This is a genomic window from Chryseobacterium sp. YR221 (assembly GCF_900176315.1).
GTDB classification, from domain to species: domain Bacteria; phylum Bacteroidota; class Bacteroidia; order Flavobacteriales; family Weeksellaceae; genus Chryseobacterium; species Chryseobacterium rhizosphaerae.
Map to the genome: position 1 here is coordinate 404,187 of NZ_FWXM01000004.1, position 15,867 is coordinate 420,053.

The 15,867-nt window shown below is 37.9% G+C and carries 10 protein-coding genes; 9 read left to right on the forward strand and 1 reads right to left on the reverse strand.

All coding sequences use genetic code 11. The features are described from left to right. Positions 1 to 27: 27 nt before the first annotated feature. A complete protein-coding gene (locus B8967_RS14195; protein ID WP_047484983.1) occupies positions 28 to 2,961 on the forward strand; it encodes a SusC/RagA family TonB-linked outer membrane protein in 2,934 nt (977 codons plus the stop codon). Positions 2,962 to 2,979: 18 nt separating this feature from the next. After that, a complete protein-coding gene (locus tag B8967_RS14200) occupies positions 2,980 to 4,473 on the forward strand; it encodes a RagB/SusD family nutrient uptake outer membrane protein (protein WP_084086536.1) in 1,494 nt (497 codons plus the stop codon). Between the two features lie 68 nt (positions 4,474 to 4,541). On the opposite strand, the gene B8967_RS14205 is transcribed toward B8967_RS14200, so the two are convergent. Beyond that, positions 4,542 to 5,009: a hypothetical protein gene (locus B8967_RS14205; protein ID WP_084086537.1), complete on the reverse strand. Its 468-nt coding sequence runs from the start codon at positions 5,007 to 5,009 to the stop codon at positions 4,542 to 4,544. 148 nt (positions 5,010 to 5,157) lie between these two features. Between B8967_RS14205 and B8967_RS14210 the strand changes: the two genes are divergently transcribed. From B8967_RS14210 to B8967_RS14240, 7 genes are all read left to right on the forward strand, one after another. After that, positions 5,158 to 5,481 (forward strand): DUF6660 family protein, encoded by a 324-nt coding sequence (locus tag B8967_RS14210; protein WP_084086538.1) that lies wholly within the window; start codon positions 5,158 to 5,160, stop codon positions 5,479 to 5,481. Between the two features lie 137 nt (positions 5,482 to 5,618). Continuing rightward, the gene (locus B8967_RS14215; RefSeq protein WP_084086539.1) at positions 5,619 to 9,980 is read left to right on the forward strand and encodes a CusA/CzcA family heavy metal efflux RND transporter; all 4,362 of its coding nucleotides are present in this window, start codon (positions 5,619 to 5,621) and stop codon (positions 9,978 to 9,980) included. 91 nt (positions 9,981 to 10,071) lie between these two features. Then, on the forward strand, positions 10,072 to 11,310 hold the full coding sequence (locus B8967_RS14220; protein ID WP_084086540.1) for an efflux RND transporter periplasmic adaptor subunit: 1,239 nt from the start codon (positions 10,072 to 10,074) through the stop codon (positions 11,308 to 11,310). Positions 11,311 to 11,446: 136 nt separating this feature from the next. Further along, the gene (locus B8967_RS14225; protein ID WP_084086541.1) at positions 11,447 to 12,328 is read left to right on the forward strand and encodes a bestrophin family protein; all 882 of its coding nucleotides are present in this window, start codon (positions 11,447 to 11,449) and stop codon (positions 12,326 to 12,328) included. A gap of 18 nt (positions 12,329 to 12,346) precedes the next feature. After that, positions 12,347 to 13,249: a cation diffusion facilitator family transporter gene (locus B8967_RS14230; RefSeq protein ID WP_084086542.1), complete on the forward strand. Its 903-nt coding sequence runs from the start codon at positions 12,347 to 12,349 to the stop codon at positions 13,247 to 13,249. A gap of 17 nt (positions 13,250 to 13,266) precedes the next feature. Beyond that, the gene (locus B8967_RS14235; protein WP_084086543.1) at positions 13,267 to 13,686 is read left to right on the forward strand and encodes a Fur family transcriptional regulator; all 420 of its coding nucleotides are present in this window, start codon (positions 13,267 to 13,269) and stop codon (positions 13,684 to 13,686) included. Between the two features lie 44 nt (positions 13,687 to 13,730). Further along, positions 13,731 to 15,707: a heavy metal translocating P-type ATPase gene (locus B8967_RS14240; RefSeq protein WP_084086544.1), complete on the forward strand. Its 1,977-nt coding sequence runs from the start codon at positions 13,731 to 13,733 to the stop codon at positions 15,705 to 15,707. Positions 15,708 to 15,867: the final 160 nt, after the last annotated feature.

The window sequence follows — 15,867 nt, forward strand, 5'->3', positions numbered from 1 at the left end:
TTTAATATATGATAAACAAAATTGATTATGATTAATAAAAATTTGATTAGCTCAAAAATTTGGATTCCCCCTGTAGCGGTATTCTTTTTAGGAATAGGAAGCTTAAGCGGACAGAATACCAAGGCTAAAAAAGATACACTCAATGAGAAGGAGCTTGATGAAGTGGTGGTGGTAGCCTACGGAAAGGCTAAAAGAACCAGCTACACCGGTTCTGTGGCAACTATTTCCAGTGATAAAATTAACAACAGACCTGTTACCAATATTACAAAAGCATTGGAAGGACAGGTTGCAGGAGTACAGACAACAAGTTCTTCCGGACAGCCGGGATCTACAGCAACAATCAGGATCCGAGGAATTGGTTCTATCAGTGCATCCAGCGATCCTTTATATGTGGTAGACGGAATTCCTTTTGACGGAAATCTGAACTCTATAAGCCCTAATGATATAGAATCAATCAGTGTACTGAAAGATGCTACGGCAAGTGCTCTTTATGGATCAAGAGGAGCGAACGGGATCATCATTATTACGACTAAATCCGGTAAAAAAGGAGAAGCCCGAATCAATTTTAATATGAGCCAGGGTTTTTCCACCAGAGCGGTAAAAGATTACGAACAAGTCAATACGGATCAGTATTTTCAACTGTATTGGGAAGCATTGAGAAACGGATACAGATCCAGTCAGATCAATGGACAGCAGGCGGCTCAGATGGCTACCAATAATCTTATTTCTGAGCTGGGTATCAATCCTTACGGAGCCAATTATTCAAAACCTGTAGGTACAGACGGAAAACTATTATCCGGGGCGACACCTTTATGGAATGATGACTGGAGAGATGTTTTACAGAGAGTGGCTTCGAGAAATCAGGTAGATCTGGATATCAGTGGAGGAAGTGAAAAAAGCAATTACTTTTTCTCATTGGGATATCTTGATGATAAAGGGATTGCCATTGAATCCGGATTTAAAAAATACAGCACAAGGTTAAAACTCAATTCTGAAGTTAAGAAATGGTTGAATGTAGGGGTAAACCTAAGTTATACCAACAGTATTCAACAGGCTCCTACGTCTTCAGATTCCAATACAAGCAATGTTATCCAGGCAGCAAGATCTGTTCCTTCATTCTATCCTTATTATGAGAGAAATCCGGATGGGTCTTATGTATTGGATGGTGCCGGAAACAGAATTTACGATTTTGGAAAATACAGGCCTACCAACGCTCTTCAGAATCAAAATCTGGCAGCAACTTTACCTTTGGATAAAAACGAAAATAAAGAAGATAACTTCTCCGGAAAAGGTTTCATGGATTTCACATTCTTACCTGAATTGAAGTTCAGAACCAGTTTTTCTGTAGATTTGGTCAACTATAATGGACATTATTACTCAAACCCGCTTATTGGGCAGGGTAGTGAGATTGGAGGATCGGTCACAAAGTCAAACAGCAGAACTTTATCGTATACCACGAGTAATATTCTGACTTTTGATAAAAAATTCGGAAAGCATCACTTTAATGTGTTGGCAGGTCAGGAATTTTATAAATATGATTATCAAACAATTTCCGGGACCAGAAGTCAGTTTTCACTTCCCTACTACTATGAGCCGGATGCTGCCGCTTTATTGGGAAGTTTCAGTGGAAACAGTGATAAGGTCAGCCTGCTAAGTTACCTTGGAAAAGTGGAATATGATTTTAATAATACCTATTTCCTGTCAGCTTCAGGAAGAGCCGATGGTTCTTCAAGATTCTTTAAGGATAACCGTTGGGGAAAATTCTGGTCTGTAGGAGGTTCATGGAAAATCTCTAATGAGGAATTTATCAAAAATCTGAATTTCTTTAATCAGTTGACACTTCGTGCAAGTTATGGAGGACAGGGGAATGATAAATTATTACAGCCTAATAAACTCCCTCTTTATTACGCTTATCAGGAGCTTTATAAATTTTATAATAACCTTGGTGAGCCGGGGGCAGTACTTGAAAAAGCGAGAACCAACGAATTAAAATGGGAGACGAATCTTAATCTGAACGTAGGATTAGAGTTTGCGATTCTTAATAACAGAGTGAAAGGAAATATCGAGTATTTTGAGCGAAAAAGCCAGGATCTTCTATTTAATATGCCAGTAGCTCCGTCTTTGGGAATTAATGATTTTCCGGCCAATATCGGAACCATAAAAAATACAGGTTTTGAATTCTCTCTTTTTACAACACCAATTAAGACGGATGATTTCCAATGGAATTTAGATCTTAACCTGAGTACATTGAATAATAAGATTACGAAATTACCTAAAGGTTCTATCCTTACCGGAACAAAGTTGTTACAGGTAGGTGGTTCTGTATATGATTTCTATATTCCGGAATGGGTAGGGGTAGACGCAAGTAACGGAAGACCATTATGGAAAACCATCAGTACAGATGCTAATGGAAATACAGTGGAAGGTACTACTTCTGAATATGCAAAAGCAACAAGAACACTGCAGGGATCTGCGCTGCCAAAAGTAACCGGAGGGCTTAGTACAAGTATTACCTATAAGAATTTCGACTTCTCAGGATTGCTGACTTTCAAAATCGGGGGTAAAATTCTTGATACCGATTATACCTCAATTATGCATAACGGAAGTGCCGGAGGTCGTGCGTGGAGCGTAGAAATGTTAAACAGATGGACGCCTGAAAATCCTAATACGGATGTACCTGCATTGAGCACAATTACCAATAACTGGACGTCCAATTCTTCGAGATTTTTATATTCCGGGACCTATGCAAGACTTAAAAATGTAAGTCTGGGATATACCCTTCCTTCAGACTATTTTGAAAAACTGGGACTTAAAAAGTTCAGAATTTATGTTCAGGCAGAAAATCTTCTGACCTTCTATAAACATAAAGGAATGGATCCTGAACAGGCATTGGACGGTACTACTTATTACAGGTATCCTGCGATGAGAACAATCACTTTTGGACTTCAGGCAACTCTTTAACTTTTAAAAATTGAAACAATGAAAAAATTAAAATATTTATCTTTTGCCTTACTCGCAGCATGGGTACTGACCAGCTGTGAAAGTGACCTGGCAACAGCTCCTACCGACCAGGCTAATGATGTAGAGGTTTTTAAAACAGCTGAAAGTGCAGAAACAGTAATCAACGGAACCTGGGCCAGATTCAATGATGATGGAACAACCTATGCCAATATAGGGTATTCAACTGTTTTAAGAGCAAGTGATGCTATGGGAAGTGATGTAGCGGTACTGACTAATAAATATGGTTTTTCTTCTACCTATACTTTTACTGAAATGGTTAATAGTACGGCAAGCCGTCCATTATTTATCTGGTCGATGCTCTATTCTGCCATCAATAACATGAATAATGTGATTGCCAGAATTGACGGAACAGAAGGAAGTCAGGAAAAAAAGAATCAGGTGAAAGGCCAGGCAAAGGCATTACGGGCTTTCTGTTATCTGAATCTTGCCAGTTTTTATCAGTTCAGTTACCTGAAAGATAAGACGGCATTAACAGCTCCGATCTATACGGAACCTTCAACGATAACTACAGTCGGGAAGAAAAGAGCAAGCCTGGAAGAGATCTATGCTTTAGTGAAAAGTGATCTTACAGATGCTGATAATTTATTGAAAGATTATACGAGAAATAATAAAGATAAGATCAATCGTTCTGTCGTAAACGGGATTTTAGCAAGAACCTATCTGAATACGGGAGAATGGAGTAAAGCTGCAGCTGCGGCAAAAATTGCAAGAGAAGGTTACCCTTTGATGGCTCCGGAGAAATATAAGGATGGTTTCAACGATATCAATAATGCTGAATGGATTTGGGGGCACGGACAAACCCAGGAGCAATCCGGGGCGAGTTATGCATTCCATTACCTGGATGTATCTTCTTCCGGAAGTTATTATTACAGTTTTATGGCTGATCCTTATTTTAAAGGCCTTTTTGATACTAATGATATCAGATATCAGCTTTTCTCATGGGATGGTCTTAAAGGGAGAGAAGGGTTGTTGAGGTATGCTAAGTTTAAATTTAAATCAGGACTTATTGCTGATATCGTCTATATGAGAGCTGCCGAAATGTACCTGATTGAAGCGGAAGCGGAAGCAAGAAACGGAAATGTATCCCAGGCAGTAAATGTTTTAAATCAATTGAAATCTGCAAGAAATGCTAATGTCTACAGTGGCTCTTTAGCTCAGAATGATGTGGTGAAGGAAATTTTAATTGAGAGAAGAAAAGAATTATTCGGAGAAGGTTTTTCTCTTTCAGATATCATCAGAACACAGGGAACAGTAGTAAGGAAGCGTTTCGTAGACGCCAATGGAGAGCCTGTTAAAGTTCAGGTAACTACACCGGACGGAACGGTAAAAACAGTTGATGGAAGAGGTCATACTAATTTTGCATTCCCTGATCAAACAGGATTTGTACCGAATAGTAGGTATTATTTATTCAGTATTCCACAGAAGGAATCTGAAAACAATCCGAATTTATAGTTTATAGCCCAATAATTAGATTTGATTTTTTTAGCCACTGCACTTGCGGTGGCTTTTATTTTAATAAATTATTTTCCCCTAGATCTATAATATACCAGAGAATCAAAAGTGTGCATGAAGTTTTTAAAACTTTTGGTTTTTACGGTGTCTATATTTTCTTTTTCGTCAAGAAAATGACGAAAGTTTATTGATAGGGATCTTTTGTCTGTTTTAATTATAATTGTATCATCAAGTTCAATAGAATTTGCTCTTTCTCCTATCTTTGTATTGTTATTAATAAGATAGATTTTATTCTTATCAAAACTTTTTCCTAAAAAGACCCAATCCTTATCTGTTAGTTTAAACCTAAGTGTGTCAGAGGTATCAGGCTCGATCATAAGATTTGTTGTATAAATATCGGTTCCATTAACGGTCGAAAGATTTCTATTTTGGTTTAAGACCTTAATATCTTTACCTAATATCTCTTTTTTTTCACAAGAGAATAGGATTGAACAAGTCAATGAAATAAGTAAAGGTGTAGCAAAAAAGGGTTTCATTCGTTTAAAATAATCTTAGTTTCTTACCAATGTAGTGATTGTTTTTTATTTCATTATTAAACTTAGAATAATCAGAAACACTTCTGCATTGCATATTAAATATTCCAGGACATCACCCATTTTGGAAAAAAGCTTTACCTTTGTAACAATGAATCTGTTAAGATGGATACTGGCAATTTATTTCATGGCGTTATCATTAATGCCATGTGAAGATGTGTCTACACCATATGATTCAGGAGAAAAGAAAATATCACTAAGTATCCATGGAGCTCATTCTACGGAGAAAGGAGATATCTGTTCACCACTTTGTGCATGCAGCTGTTGCCAGATTGCAGTATCAGCATTTAAGATGGATCCGTTATTAGAGATTCCCAAGCAGGTTCCTGCTTATTTTTCAAAGAAAATTCTTTTTCAGAAGAATGACCTTGCTTACCAGATATATGACCCTATCTGGCAGCCTCCCAAAATTTAATTTTTATTGACTTTAGAAAGTGATGCTTTCTAAACATTACTTGAAACTTTGCAATACCATTGCAGAGGTTTTCATGATATTTTTGCTGCAGTATTTCTACTGTATGCATTTATTTTCAATAAAAATCAATATAGATCGTGTTAGATAAAATAATAAAATTTAGTATTAAAAACAAGGTGGTCATCGGTCTTATGACCTTAGTATGGATCATCTGGGGAGTTTGGAGTGCCACCAAACTGCCAATAGATGCTGTACCGGATATCACCAATAATCAGGTACAGATCATTACCGTATGTCCTACATTGGCAGGGCAGGAAGTAGAGCAGTTGGTAACCTTTCCTATAGAGCAGAGCATTGCCAATGTGCCCGGTATTCAGGAAACAAGAAGTATTTCAAGGTTCGGGCTTTCGGTGATTACCGTAGTATTCAAAGAAGAGGTAAATGTCTACTTTGCGAGACAGTTGATCAGTGAGCAATTAAAAAGTGCAGTTGAAGAAATTCCAAAAGGAGTAGGAACTCCTGAACTCGCCCCGGTAAGTACAGGTTTAGGAGAAGTATACCAATATATTCTTCACCCTAAAAAAGGAAGTGAGAAAAAATACAATGCCAAAGAACTTCGAACTATGCAGGACTGGATTGTCAGAAGACAGCTCAACGGAACGCCTGGAGTTGCTGAAATCAACAGTTTCGGAGGAGAATTAAAACAATATGAAGTAGGTATTGATCCCAACCGTTTGAAAGCGATGGGAATAAGTATTAGTGATCTGTTTACAGCGCTTGAAAAAAATAATCAAAATACCGGAGGAGCTTATATCGATAAAAAACCCAACGCCTATTTTATCAGAGGAATTGGATTGGTGGCTTCTCTGGATGATATAAAAAATATAGCCGTAAAAAATGAAACAGGTAGTGTTCCTATTTTTGTAAAAGACGTTGCAGATGTTCGTCTGGGAAGTGCTGTCCGTTACGGAGCATTAACCTATAATGGGAAAGTAGATGCTGTGGGAGGAGTCGTGATGATGTTGAAAGGAGCCAATAGTAACGAGGTTGTAGAAAATGTTAAAGCAAAGATTCCTACCATCCAAAAATCGCTTCCGGATGATGTTGTGATAGAACCTTTTCTGGATAGAACAGATTTGGTAAGCAGAGCCATCAGTACCGTGGAAAAAAATCTGATGGAAGGAGCTTTAATTGTAATTTTTGTACTTGTTGTTTTTCTTGGGAATTTGAGAGCAGGACTTATCGTGGCTTCCGCCATTCCACTTTCCTTGTTATTTGCACTGGGTATGATGAATGTTTTTGGAGTGAGCGCGAACCTGATGAGTTTAGGAGCGATTGATTTTGGATTGATTGTAGATGGCGCTGTGATTATTGTGGAAGCTACCTTGCATTTGTTGCATAATAAAAATAAAGGAATGCTGAATCAGATTCAAATGGATCAGGAAGTAGGAACTGCCGCCTCCAAAATGATGAATAGTGCCATATTTGGACAAATTATCATTCTGATTGTTTACGTTCCAATTCTTACGCTGGCAGGTGTAGAAGGGAAAATGTTTACCCCTATGGCTAAAACAGTAGGTTTTGCGATCATTGGAGCAACTATATTATCAATCACATATATTCCGATGATGAGTGCATTATTTTTATCTAAAAAAATATCACATAAAGATACCCTTTCCGATAAAATGATGAATGCTATCCAGAAGGTTTATCAGCCGTTATTACAAAAAGCAATCAGAATAAAATATATTATCGTTTCAGCAACCATTGCGATTTTTGTCATTGCTGCTTTCATCTTTAAGAATATGGGGGGAGAATTTATTCCACAATTACAGGAAGGTGATTTTGCATTCCATTGTATTCTGCCACAAGGAAGCTCATTGAGCCAGAGTATTGAAACCTCAATGCAGGCTTCCAGAATTATCAAACAATTTGATGAGGTGAAAATGGTCGTAGGAAAAACAGGATCAGCTGAAGTTCCTACAGATCCGATGCCTCCCGAAGCTACTGATATGATTGTAGTATTGAAACCGCAAAGCGAATGGAAAACTAAAAAATCGTATAACGAACTGGCAGATGAGATCAGTGAGAAATTAGAGACAATTCCTGGAGTCTTTTTTGAAAAAAATCAACCTATCCAGATGCGTTTCAATGAATTGATGACCGGAATCAGGCAGGATGTTGCCGTGAAAATTTTTGGTGAAAACCTTGATTCACTGGCTGTTTATGCTGATAAAGTAGGAAAAGTCATTCAGTCTGTTGATGGTGCTACAGCGCCTCAGATTGAAAGAGTGAGCGGTTTACCTCAAATCAATGTACAATATGACAGAACAAGAATCGCGAATTATGGATTAAATATTGAAGACGTTAACAATGCGGTCAGTACAGCCTTTGCAGGTAAAGCTGCCGGGCAGGTTTTTGAAAACGAAAGACGTTTTGATTTAGTAGTTCGTCTTGACAGCCTCCACAGGTCAGATATTTCAGATGTTAATAATTTAATGATTACTACTACTACTGGTGCTCAGATTCCACTGTCACAGGTTGCCAATGTCAGCTATAAGCTTGGTCCTGCACAAATCAGCCGTGAATTGGGGAAACGTAGAATTGTAATAGGATTTAACGTAAAAGGTCGCGATGTGGAAAGTGTAGTAAAAGATATCCAGGCAAAATTGGACAAAGAGATCAAGCTACCATCAGGATATTATTTTACCTATGGTGGACAATTTGAAAACTTACAGGAAGCAAGTAAACGTTTGATGATTGCCGTTCCGGTATCACTGCTCCTGATTTTTATGCTGTTGTATTTTACATTCCGTTCATTTAAACAGGCCGGGCTGATCTTTACAGCGATTCCGATGAGTGCCATTGGAGGGGTGTTTGCCCTTCTTTTGAGAGATATGCCGTTCAGTATTAGTGCCGGAATAGGATTTATTGCCCTCTTTGGGGTAGCCGTACTTAATGGGATCGTTTTGATAGGAACTTTTAATCAACTTGAAAAAGAAGGGGAAACAGACCTCCTGAAAAGAGTGTATGAAGGAACGAAGAGCAGGCTAAGACCGGTTTTGATGACGGCTACCGTGGCTTCATTAGGATTCCTGCCAATGGCTATTTCTACGGGGGCAGGGGCAGAAGTTCAAAAACCTCTGGCAACAGTGGTAATTGGCGGGTTGGTATCTGCAACGTTCCTTACCTTATTCGTTTTACCAATGCTGTATATCATTTTCAATACAAAGATTTTGAAAAGAAAAAACAATAATACAGGAACATTTACTATAGTTCTTGTTTTAGGATTAATGATGATGGGGCAGACTTTTAAAGCCCAGTCCAAGCCAATGTCTGTAGATCAGGCCGTACAGATAGCGATGGATAATAATTTAATTTTAAAATCAAAAGATTTAAGTATAAAATCAGCTGAAGCATTGAGACCTACATCCAAAGAACTTCCCAAATTAAGTTTTGAAGCCCAGTTGGGTCAATACAATAGCCGCAATTTTGACCAGTCCTTTGCAATCTCTCAGAGTATTCCTTTTCCAACACTTTTTAAGGCGAAAAAAGAATTAATCAATGAGAATATTAAAAGTAGGCAGATTGATAAAGAAGTAACCACCAATGAACTGATAAGACAGGTTCGTACTTATTATTATCAAATTGAATATCTTCAGTATAACAAAGCTCAGCTAACGAGCCTTGACAAGGTATATGATGATTTTATCAGAATTGCAACCGTAAGATTTAAAGCCGGAGATATTAAAAAAATTGAAATAAACACGGCAGAAACACAAAAAGGAGAAATTGATCTGTTACTGAGACAGAATGAGGTATATTTAACTAATGCTTATAAGAATTTAAAAACAATTTTAAATACTTCAGAAGACTTTGAGGTGCCTTTCAATCAAAATTATGAACCTCTGAAAGTTGAAAATATATTGGATGGTGCAGTAGTGGCTAACAACCCTTCAGTACGGGCTTTATATCAGGATATGGAGATTGCAGAGAAGAATAAAAAGGTTGAAAAATCTATGGGGCTTCCTGATTTTAGCTTGGGGTATACAAATCAGTCGTTGATAGGCTTTCAAACGGTAAACGGACAGGAAAGATACTATGGAAGCGGAAACCGTTTCAGTGCTGCTACCCTAGGTGTTGCTATTCCCCTGACATTTGGAGCTACCAAAGCAAGAATTCAGGCATTGGAATATCAAAAACAGGTTGCTGAGACTAATGCAAAAATGCAGCAGAAACAGCTTACTACGCACTTAGAAAATGCATTCAGCCAGTATCAGCAGGATATCCAGCAGTATGATTATTATACTACCCAGGCAATACCTAACGCTGAAAAAATTGTAAACGCAGCTCAATTAGGTTATAAAACAGGAGAAATATCTTATGTAGAATATCTTTTTGCTTTGCAAACTGCAACCAATATTCAGCTGAAATATCTGGAATCGATCCAACAAGTCAACCAAGCTGTAGTAACCATTAATTCAATCATTAATAAATAATATGAAATCGCTATTCAAAACATTCTCAGGTAAACAATCACCAATAAAGATAGCAGTGGCATACGATCTTATAAAAAATAAATATGTGCATATGAAACTCAAATATAGTATTATAACCCTTGTTCTTATTTCCCTGTTCACCATAAGCTGCGGAAAGAAAGAGGCTTCAGCAGAAAAGGCTGCTGAGAAAACTCCTGAAAAAAAAGAGCAGAAGGAAACTCCAAAAGAAGAAGCTCCTGCAACCATAGCCGCATTAACAGAAGAACAGATGCAATCAGTAGGAGTAGCTCTGGGGACTGTAGACATGAAAGAACTCACATCCACGATCAAAGCAAATGGTCTGCTAAGTGTTCCTAACAGTAATAAAGCGACGATTACTTCTTTATATGGAGGAATCATAAAAACGTTAAATATCCAGGTAGGAAGTATTGTGAAAAAAGGACAGGTGATTGCTACCATTGCCAATCCGGAATATATACAGCTTCAGGAAGATTATCTAACTACAAACAGCAGAATAACCTATGCGGAACAAGAATTCAGAAGACAAAGGGAGCTTTTTGACAATGATGCCGGAGCAAAGAAAAATTTACAAAGTGCAGATGCTGAACTGAAAACTTTGAGAACAAAAAGAGCATCTCTTCTTAAACAACTTCAGATGATGGGGATAAGCCCAGGAAGCGTAAACAATGGGAATATGAGATCAGGATTAGTTATCACGGCTCCAATCAGCGGAACCATCAGTGGGATTACAGCACAGATCGGAAGCTATGTAGATATTTCGTCTCCGGTAGCCACTGTGATTGATAATGGTTCCATTCACCTGGATCTTCAGATTTTCGAAAAAGACCTTCCGAAAATGAGGGTAGGGCAGATTGTACATTTTAATCTGACCAATAACCCCGAAACAGAATATGATGCAAGAGTATATAGTATAGGATCTTCATTTGAAAACGAGAGCAAAACCATTTCGATGCATTGCGAAGTGATTGGAAATAAAGCTGGATTAATTGATGGAATGAATATTACTGGAATTGTGAGTCTTGATAAAAGTACTACACCAGCCGTTCCTACCTCGGCGATTGTAGAAGCGGACAGTAAATATTATGTTTTTGTACAAACCGATAAAAAACCGGAAGGAGAACATGAAGAAAAAGGAAAGCCTCACCCTAAAACAATGAATTTTGAAAAAATAGAAGTAGTGAAAGGCACGTCAGATATGGGGTATACAGCAATTACACCCATCGGTCAGATTTCTGCTGATGCGAAAATTGTGGTAAAGGGTGCCTTTTTTGTTAATGCTAAACTTGTGAATTCAGGGGAGCATGAATAAGCCATAATGAATGTGACCGGAATCAGGTAAATATCGTTTTTTATGCTTAATTTAGAACTGATTGCATATTCGTTTTTGCTCTTGTAAAAACTGTCTGAAGGTGAAAAGAGAAGTTGTATTTAATAAATGATGAATTATGTTATTAAACAAAAAAATATCAGTCTGGTATTTCATCCGTGAAATAAAATCTCAGATCCTGTTTATCGGAATATTCGCTGTGGTTATTGGTCTTTTGGATATGCTGCCCGGGTTTAGAAAAATCTCACTTCCTTTGAATATTCCCGCACTCTTAGGAACAGCTGTATCTTTACTACTGGCTTTCCGGACTTCCCAGTCTTACGAAAGATGGTGGGAAGCAAGAACCGTTTGGGGAGCTATTGTTAATGATTCAAGGACGTTTGTAAGACTGGTTCTCCAGTTTATACCTGCGGGAGATGATAAAACAATAAAAGATTTTGCCGAAAGACAAATCATCTGGACATATGCGCTGGGAGAATCTCTCAGAAAGCAACCCTTCTCAGAAAAAGTTCAGGAATATCTGGATAAAAATCATATCAACGGAATGAATATACCCAATGCTCTGCTGGATGCTCATTCTAAACAGCTAAAGGAAATTGCCACAACAAAAGAATTAACGGATTTTCAGCAAATGCAGCTGAATGATATCGTCACAAGACTTTGTGACAGCATGGGAAAATGTGAAAGATTGAAAAATACCGTTTTCCCAAGATCTTACAGCATTTTAGTACATATTTTGATCTATGTATTTGCCGCGATACTTCCGTTTGGGCTGGACGATTCTCAGCTTGTAGTGGAAATTGCGATTACCTTCCTGATTCCGATCATGTTCATTGCTATTGAAAAAACATCAATCATTATGCAGGACCCTTTTGAAAACGGCCCGGTGGATACTCCAATGACGTCTTTGGCACAGACCATAGAGATCAATATCAGACAAATGATTGGTGAACAAAATGTCCCTTTAAAAAAAGAAAATACATTGTATTATGAAATGTAATTAAACCATAAAGATCATATGGAAAACACACCAACACAAATACAAACACCCTCTGCAGCAAGCAGACATAAAAAGAATCTTCTGATCGTACTCGGTCTCAGCGGAACCTATCTTATTGCTGAGGTTATTGGAGGAATAGTTACCAATAGTCTTGCATTATTGGCTGATGCAGCCCATATGCTGACGGATGTTGTGGGATTGCTTTTGGCATTTATTGCCATAAAAATAGGAGAAAGAAAAGCAGACCCTTCCAAAACATATGGATATTACCGGACTGAAATATTAGCAGCTGTTATTAATGCAGTTGTTTTACTGGGAATTTCTATCTATGTATTGGTTGAAGCTTATAAACGTTTTCAGAGTCCACCTGAGGTACAGAGTAAATCGATGCTGATTGTAGCAGGAATTGGATTGATAGTTAATATTATCGGGATGATGATCCTCAGAAAAGATTCAGAAGGAAGCCTGAATATGAAAGGAGCTTACTTTGAAGTTCTTTCAGATATGCTTACCTCTGTAGGGGTAATGATTGCCGGAGTTATTATGCTTACCACAGGTTGGTATTATGCAGATCCTTTGATTTCTGCAGCCATTGGGTTTCTGATTTTTCCAAGAACCTGGAAACTGTTGAAAGAAGCAATTAATGTTTTATTGGAAGGAACTCCCAAAGACGTAGACATTCATAAGCTGCGTCAGTCATTGGAACAGACCCCTGGAGTGAAGAATATCCATGATCTTCATGTATGGTCTCTTACCTCTAGCGTCAACGCGATGAGTGCTCATGTTGTAAAGAACGAAGGGGTTTCTCAAAATCAATTATTGAAAACCTTGACGGAGGAGACGATCAGAAACTTTAAAATAAGCCATACCACTTTTCAGATAGAGGAGGAAGGATATAAGGAAGCAGAAGTGCATCTGTAATATTAAAATTGTTGACAATGAAAAAAGATATAGAAAGCAAACTTATCGTTAAAAATACCAAGCCTACCAGCATGAGGATTCTGGTATATGATTTTTTAAGCTCTCAGGAAGCAGCATTGTCTCTTTCTGAAATAGAAAATCATTTTGATAATGCAGACAGGATCACCATTTACAGGACATTGAAAACCTTTGAAGAAAAAGGTATTGTTCACAGTATACAGGAGAATACTACCACAAAATATAAGTTGTGTGAAGATGACTGTGATGAAAAAACACATAAAGACTGGCATCTCCATTTCTATTGTAAAATATGTAAACAAACTACGTGTAAAGAAGATATTTCCTTCCCTGAAAATATTCAGACCAATTTCAGGATTGATGAAATAAGGCTGTTTGCCAAAGGAATCTGCGAAAATTGTCTTGAAAGTTTGCAATAGCATTGCATCTGTCTCACCATTAAATTTGTATAAAAATATCAGTTATGGAAAAATGCTGTAGCACAACCCCGGAAAAACCAGAAACCAAAAAACATAATCATTCAGAAGGAGATGGGCATGATCATGACGGACACGACCACTCCCATGATTCCGGAGATCAGACGGTCTTTCAGATGTTTCTTCCGGCTATCATATCATTTGCTCTTTTATTATTAGGAATTGCTTTTGACAATTATATAAAACCCACATGGTTTACCGGATGGGTACGGTTAGTATGGTTCCTGGCAGCTTATATTCCTGTAGGGCTTCCTGTGTTGAAAGATGCTTATAAAAGTATCATTAAAGGAGATGTTTTTTCCGAGTTTTTCCTGATGGGAATTGCTACCATTGGTGCTTTTGCCATTGGAGAATATCCGGAAGGAGTTGCCGTAATGCTGTTTTATGCTGTAGGGGAAGTTTTCCAGTCTATGGCAGTAACCAGAGCAAAAGGAAATATAAAGGCTTTATTGGATCAACGTCCTGATGAGGTAACGGTTATTGAAAACAATCAGCCCAAAACCATAAAAGCGAAAGAAACAAAAATAGGAGATGTTATCCAGTTGAAGCCTGGGGAGAAACTGGCTTTGGATGGCGAATTGCTTTCAGATGCGGCCTCATTCAATACGGCAGCTTTAACAGGAGAAAGTAAACCTGATACCAAGAATAAAGGAGAAGCAGTGCTGGCAGGGATGATCAATATGAATAGTATTGCCCTTGTTAAAGTAAATACTGCGTATGAAGACAGTAAGCTAAGTAAAATATTGGAGCTGGTTCAGAATGCCACAGCGCAAAAAGCACCTACGGAATTATTTATCAGAAAATTTGCTAAAGTATACACACCAATTGTTGTACTGCTGGCCATAGGAATCTGTTTATTACCTTATTTCTTTGTCAGTGACTACCAGTTCAGAGATTGGTTATACAGATCCCTGATCTTCCTGGTAATTTCTTGCCCTTGTGCATTGGTCATTTCTATTCCGTTAGGTTATTTCGGAGGAATAGGGGCTGCAAGCCGGAACGGAATTCTGTTTAAAGGAAGTAATTTCCTGGATAGTATCGCAGAAATTCAAAATGTGGTGATGGATAAAACCGGAACTATGACGGAAGGAGTTTTCAAAGTTCAGGAAGTAAGTATTACCCCTGAGTTTAACAAAGATGAAATCCTTCAGATGGTCAATGTCCTGGAAAGTAAAAGTACTCACCCTGTAGCCACTGCCATTCACAATTATGTAGGAGATATCAATCATTCTATTCCTTTGGAAAATGTAGAGGAAATTGCAGGCCATGGTCTGAAAGCTACGGTCAATGGGAACGAACTTTTGGTAGGGAACTTTAAATTAATGGATAAATTCAACATCGGCTATGATATCAACCATGCCAATATTGTGTATACCATTATCGCCATAGCGTATGACCGAAAGTTTGCAGGATATATTACCATTGCAGACAGCATTAAGGAAGATGCTAAAGAAACAGTTGACAAACTGCATAAAATGAATGTAAAAGCTACGATGCTGAGTGGCGATAAGAGTACAGTGGTAAAATATGTGGCAGATCAGCTCGGTATCGACAATGCATACGGGGATTTGCTGCCGGAAGATAAAGTGAATAAGGTCAAAGAAATTAAAGCTAAAAATCAAACGGTAGCTTTTGTTGGAGATGGCGTTAATGATGCACCTGTAGTTGCCCTAAGTGATGTGGGAATTGCCATGGGAGGTTTGGGAAGTGATGCCACCATTGAAACGGCAGATGTGGTGATCCAGGATGATAAACCCAGCAAAATTCCAATGGCAATCAATATAGGTAAACAGACCAAAAAAATCGTTTGGCAGAACATTATTTTAGCCTTTGCCGTAAAAGCTGTTGTTTTAATCCTTGGAGCCGGGGGGCTTGCAACGATGTGGGAAGCTGTTTTTGCTGATGTAGGAGTTGCATTGCTGGCAATTTTAAATGCAGTGAGGATTCAGAGAATGAAATTTTAAAGAAAACACAAATAAAATATACAATAAGATTTTAATGACGGCTCTGCTGATTTTCAGCAGAGCTTTTCATATCTATATAAAAAGATAATAGCTAAAAAAGGTATTGGAAAATACGATTAACATCATTCTTCCTTCACAACCAACAAAAAAGCCCTACCAA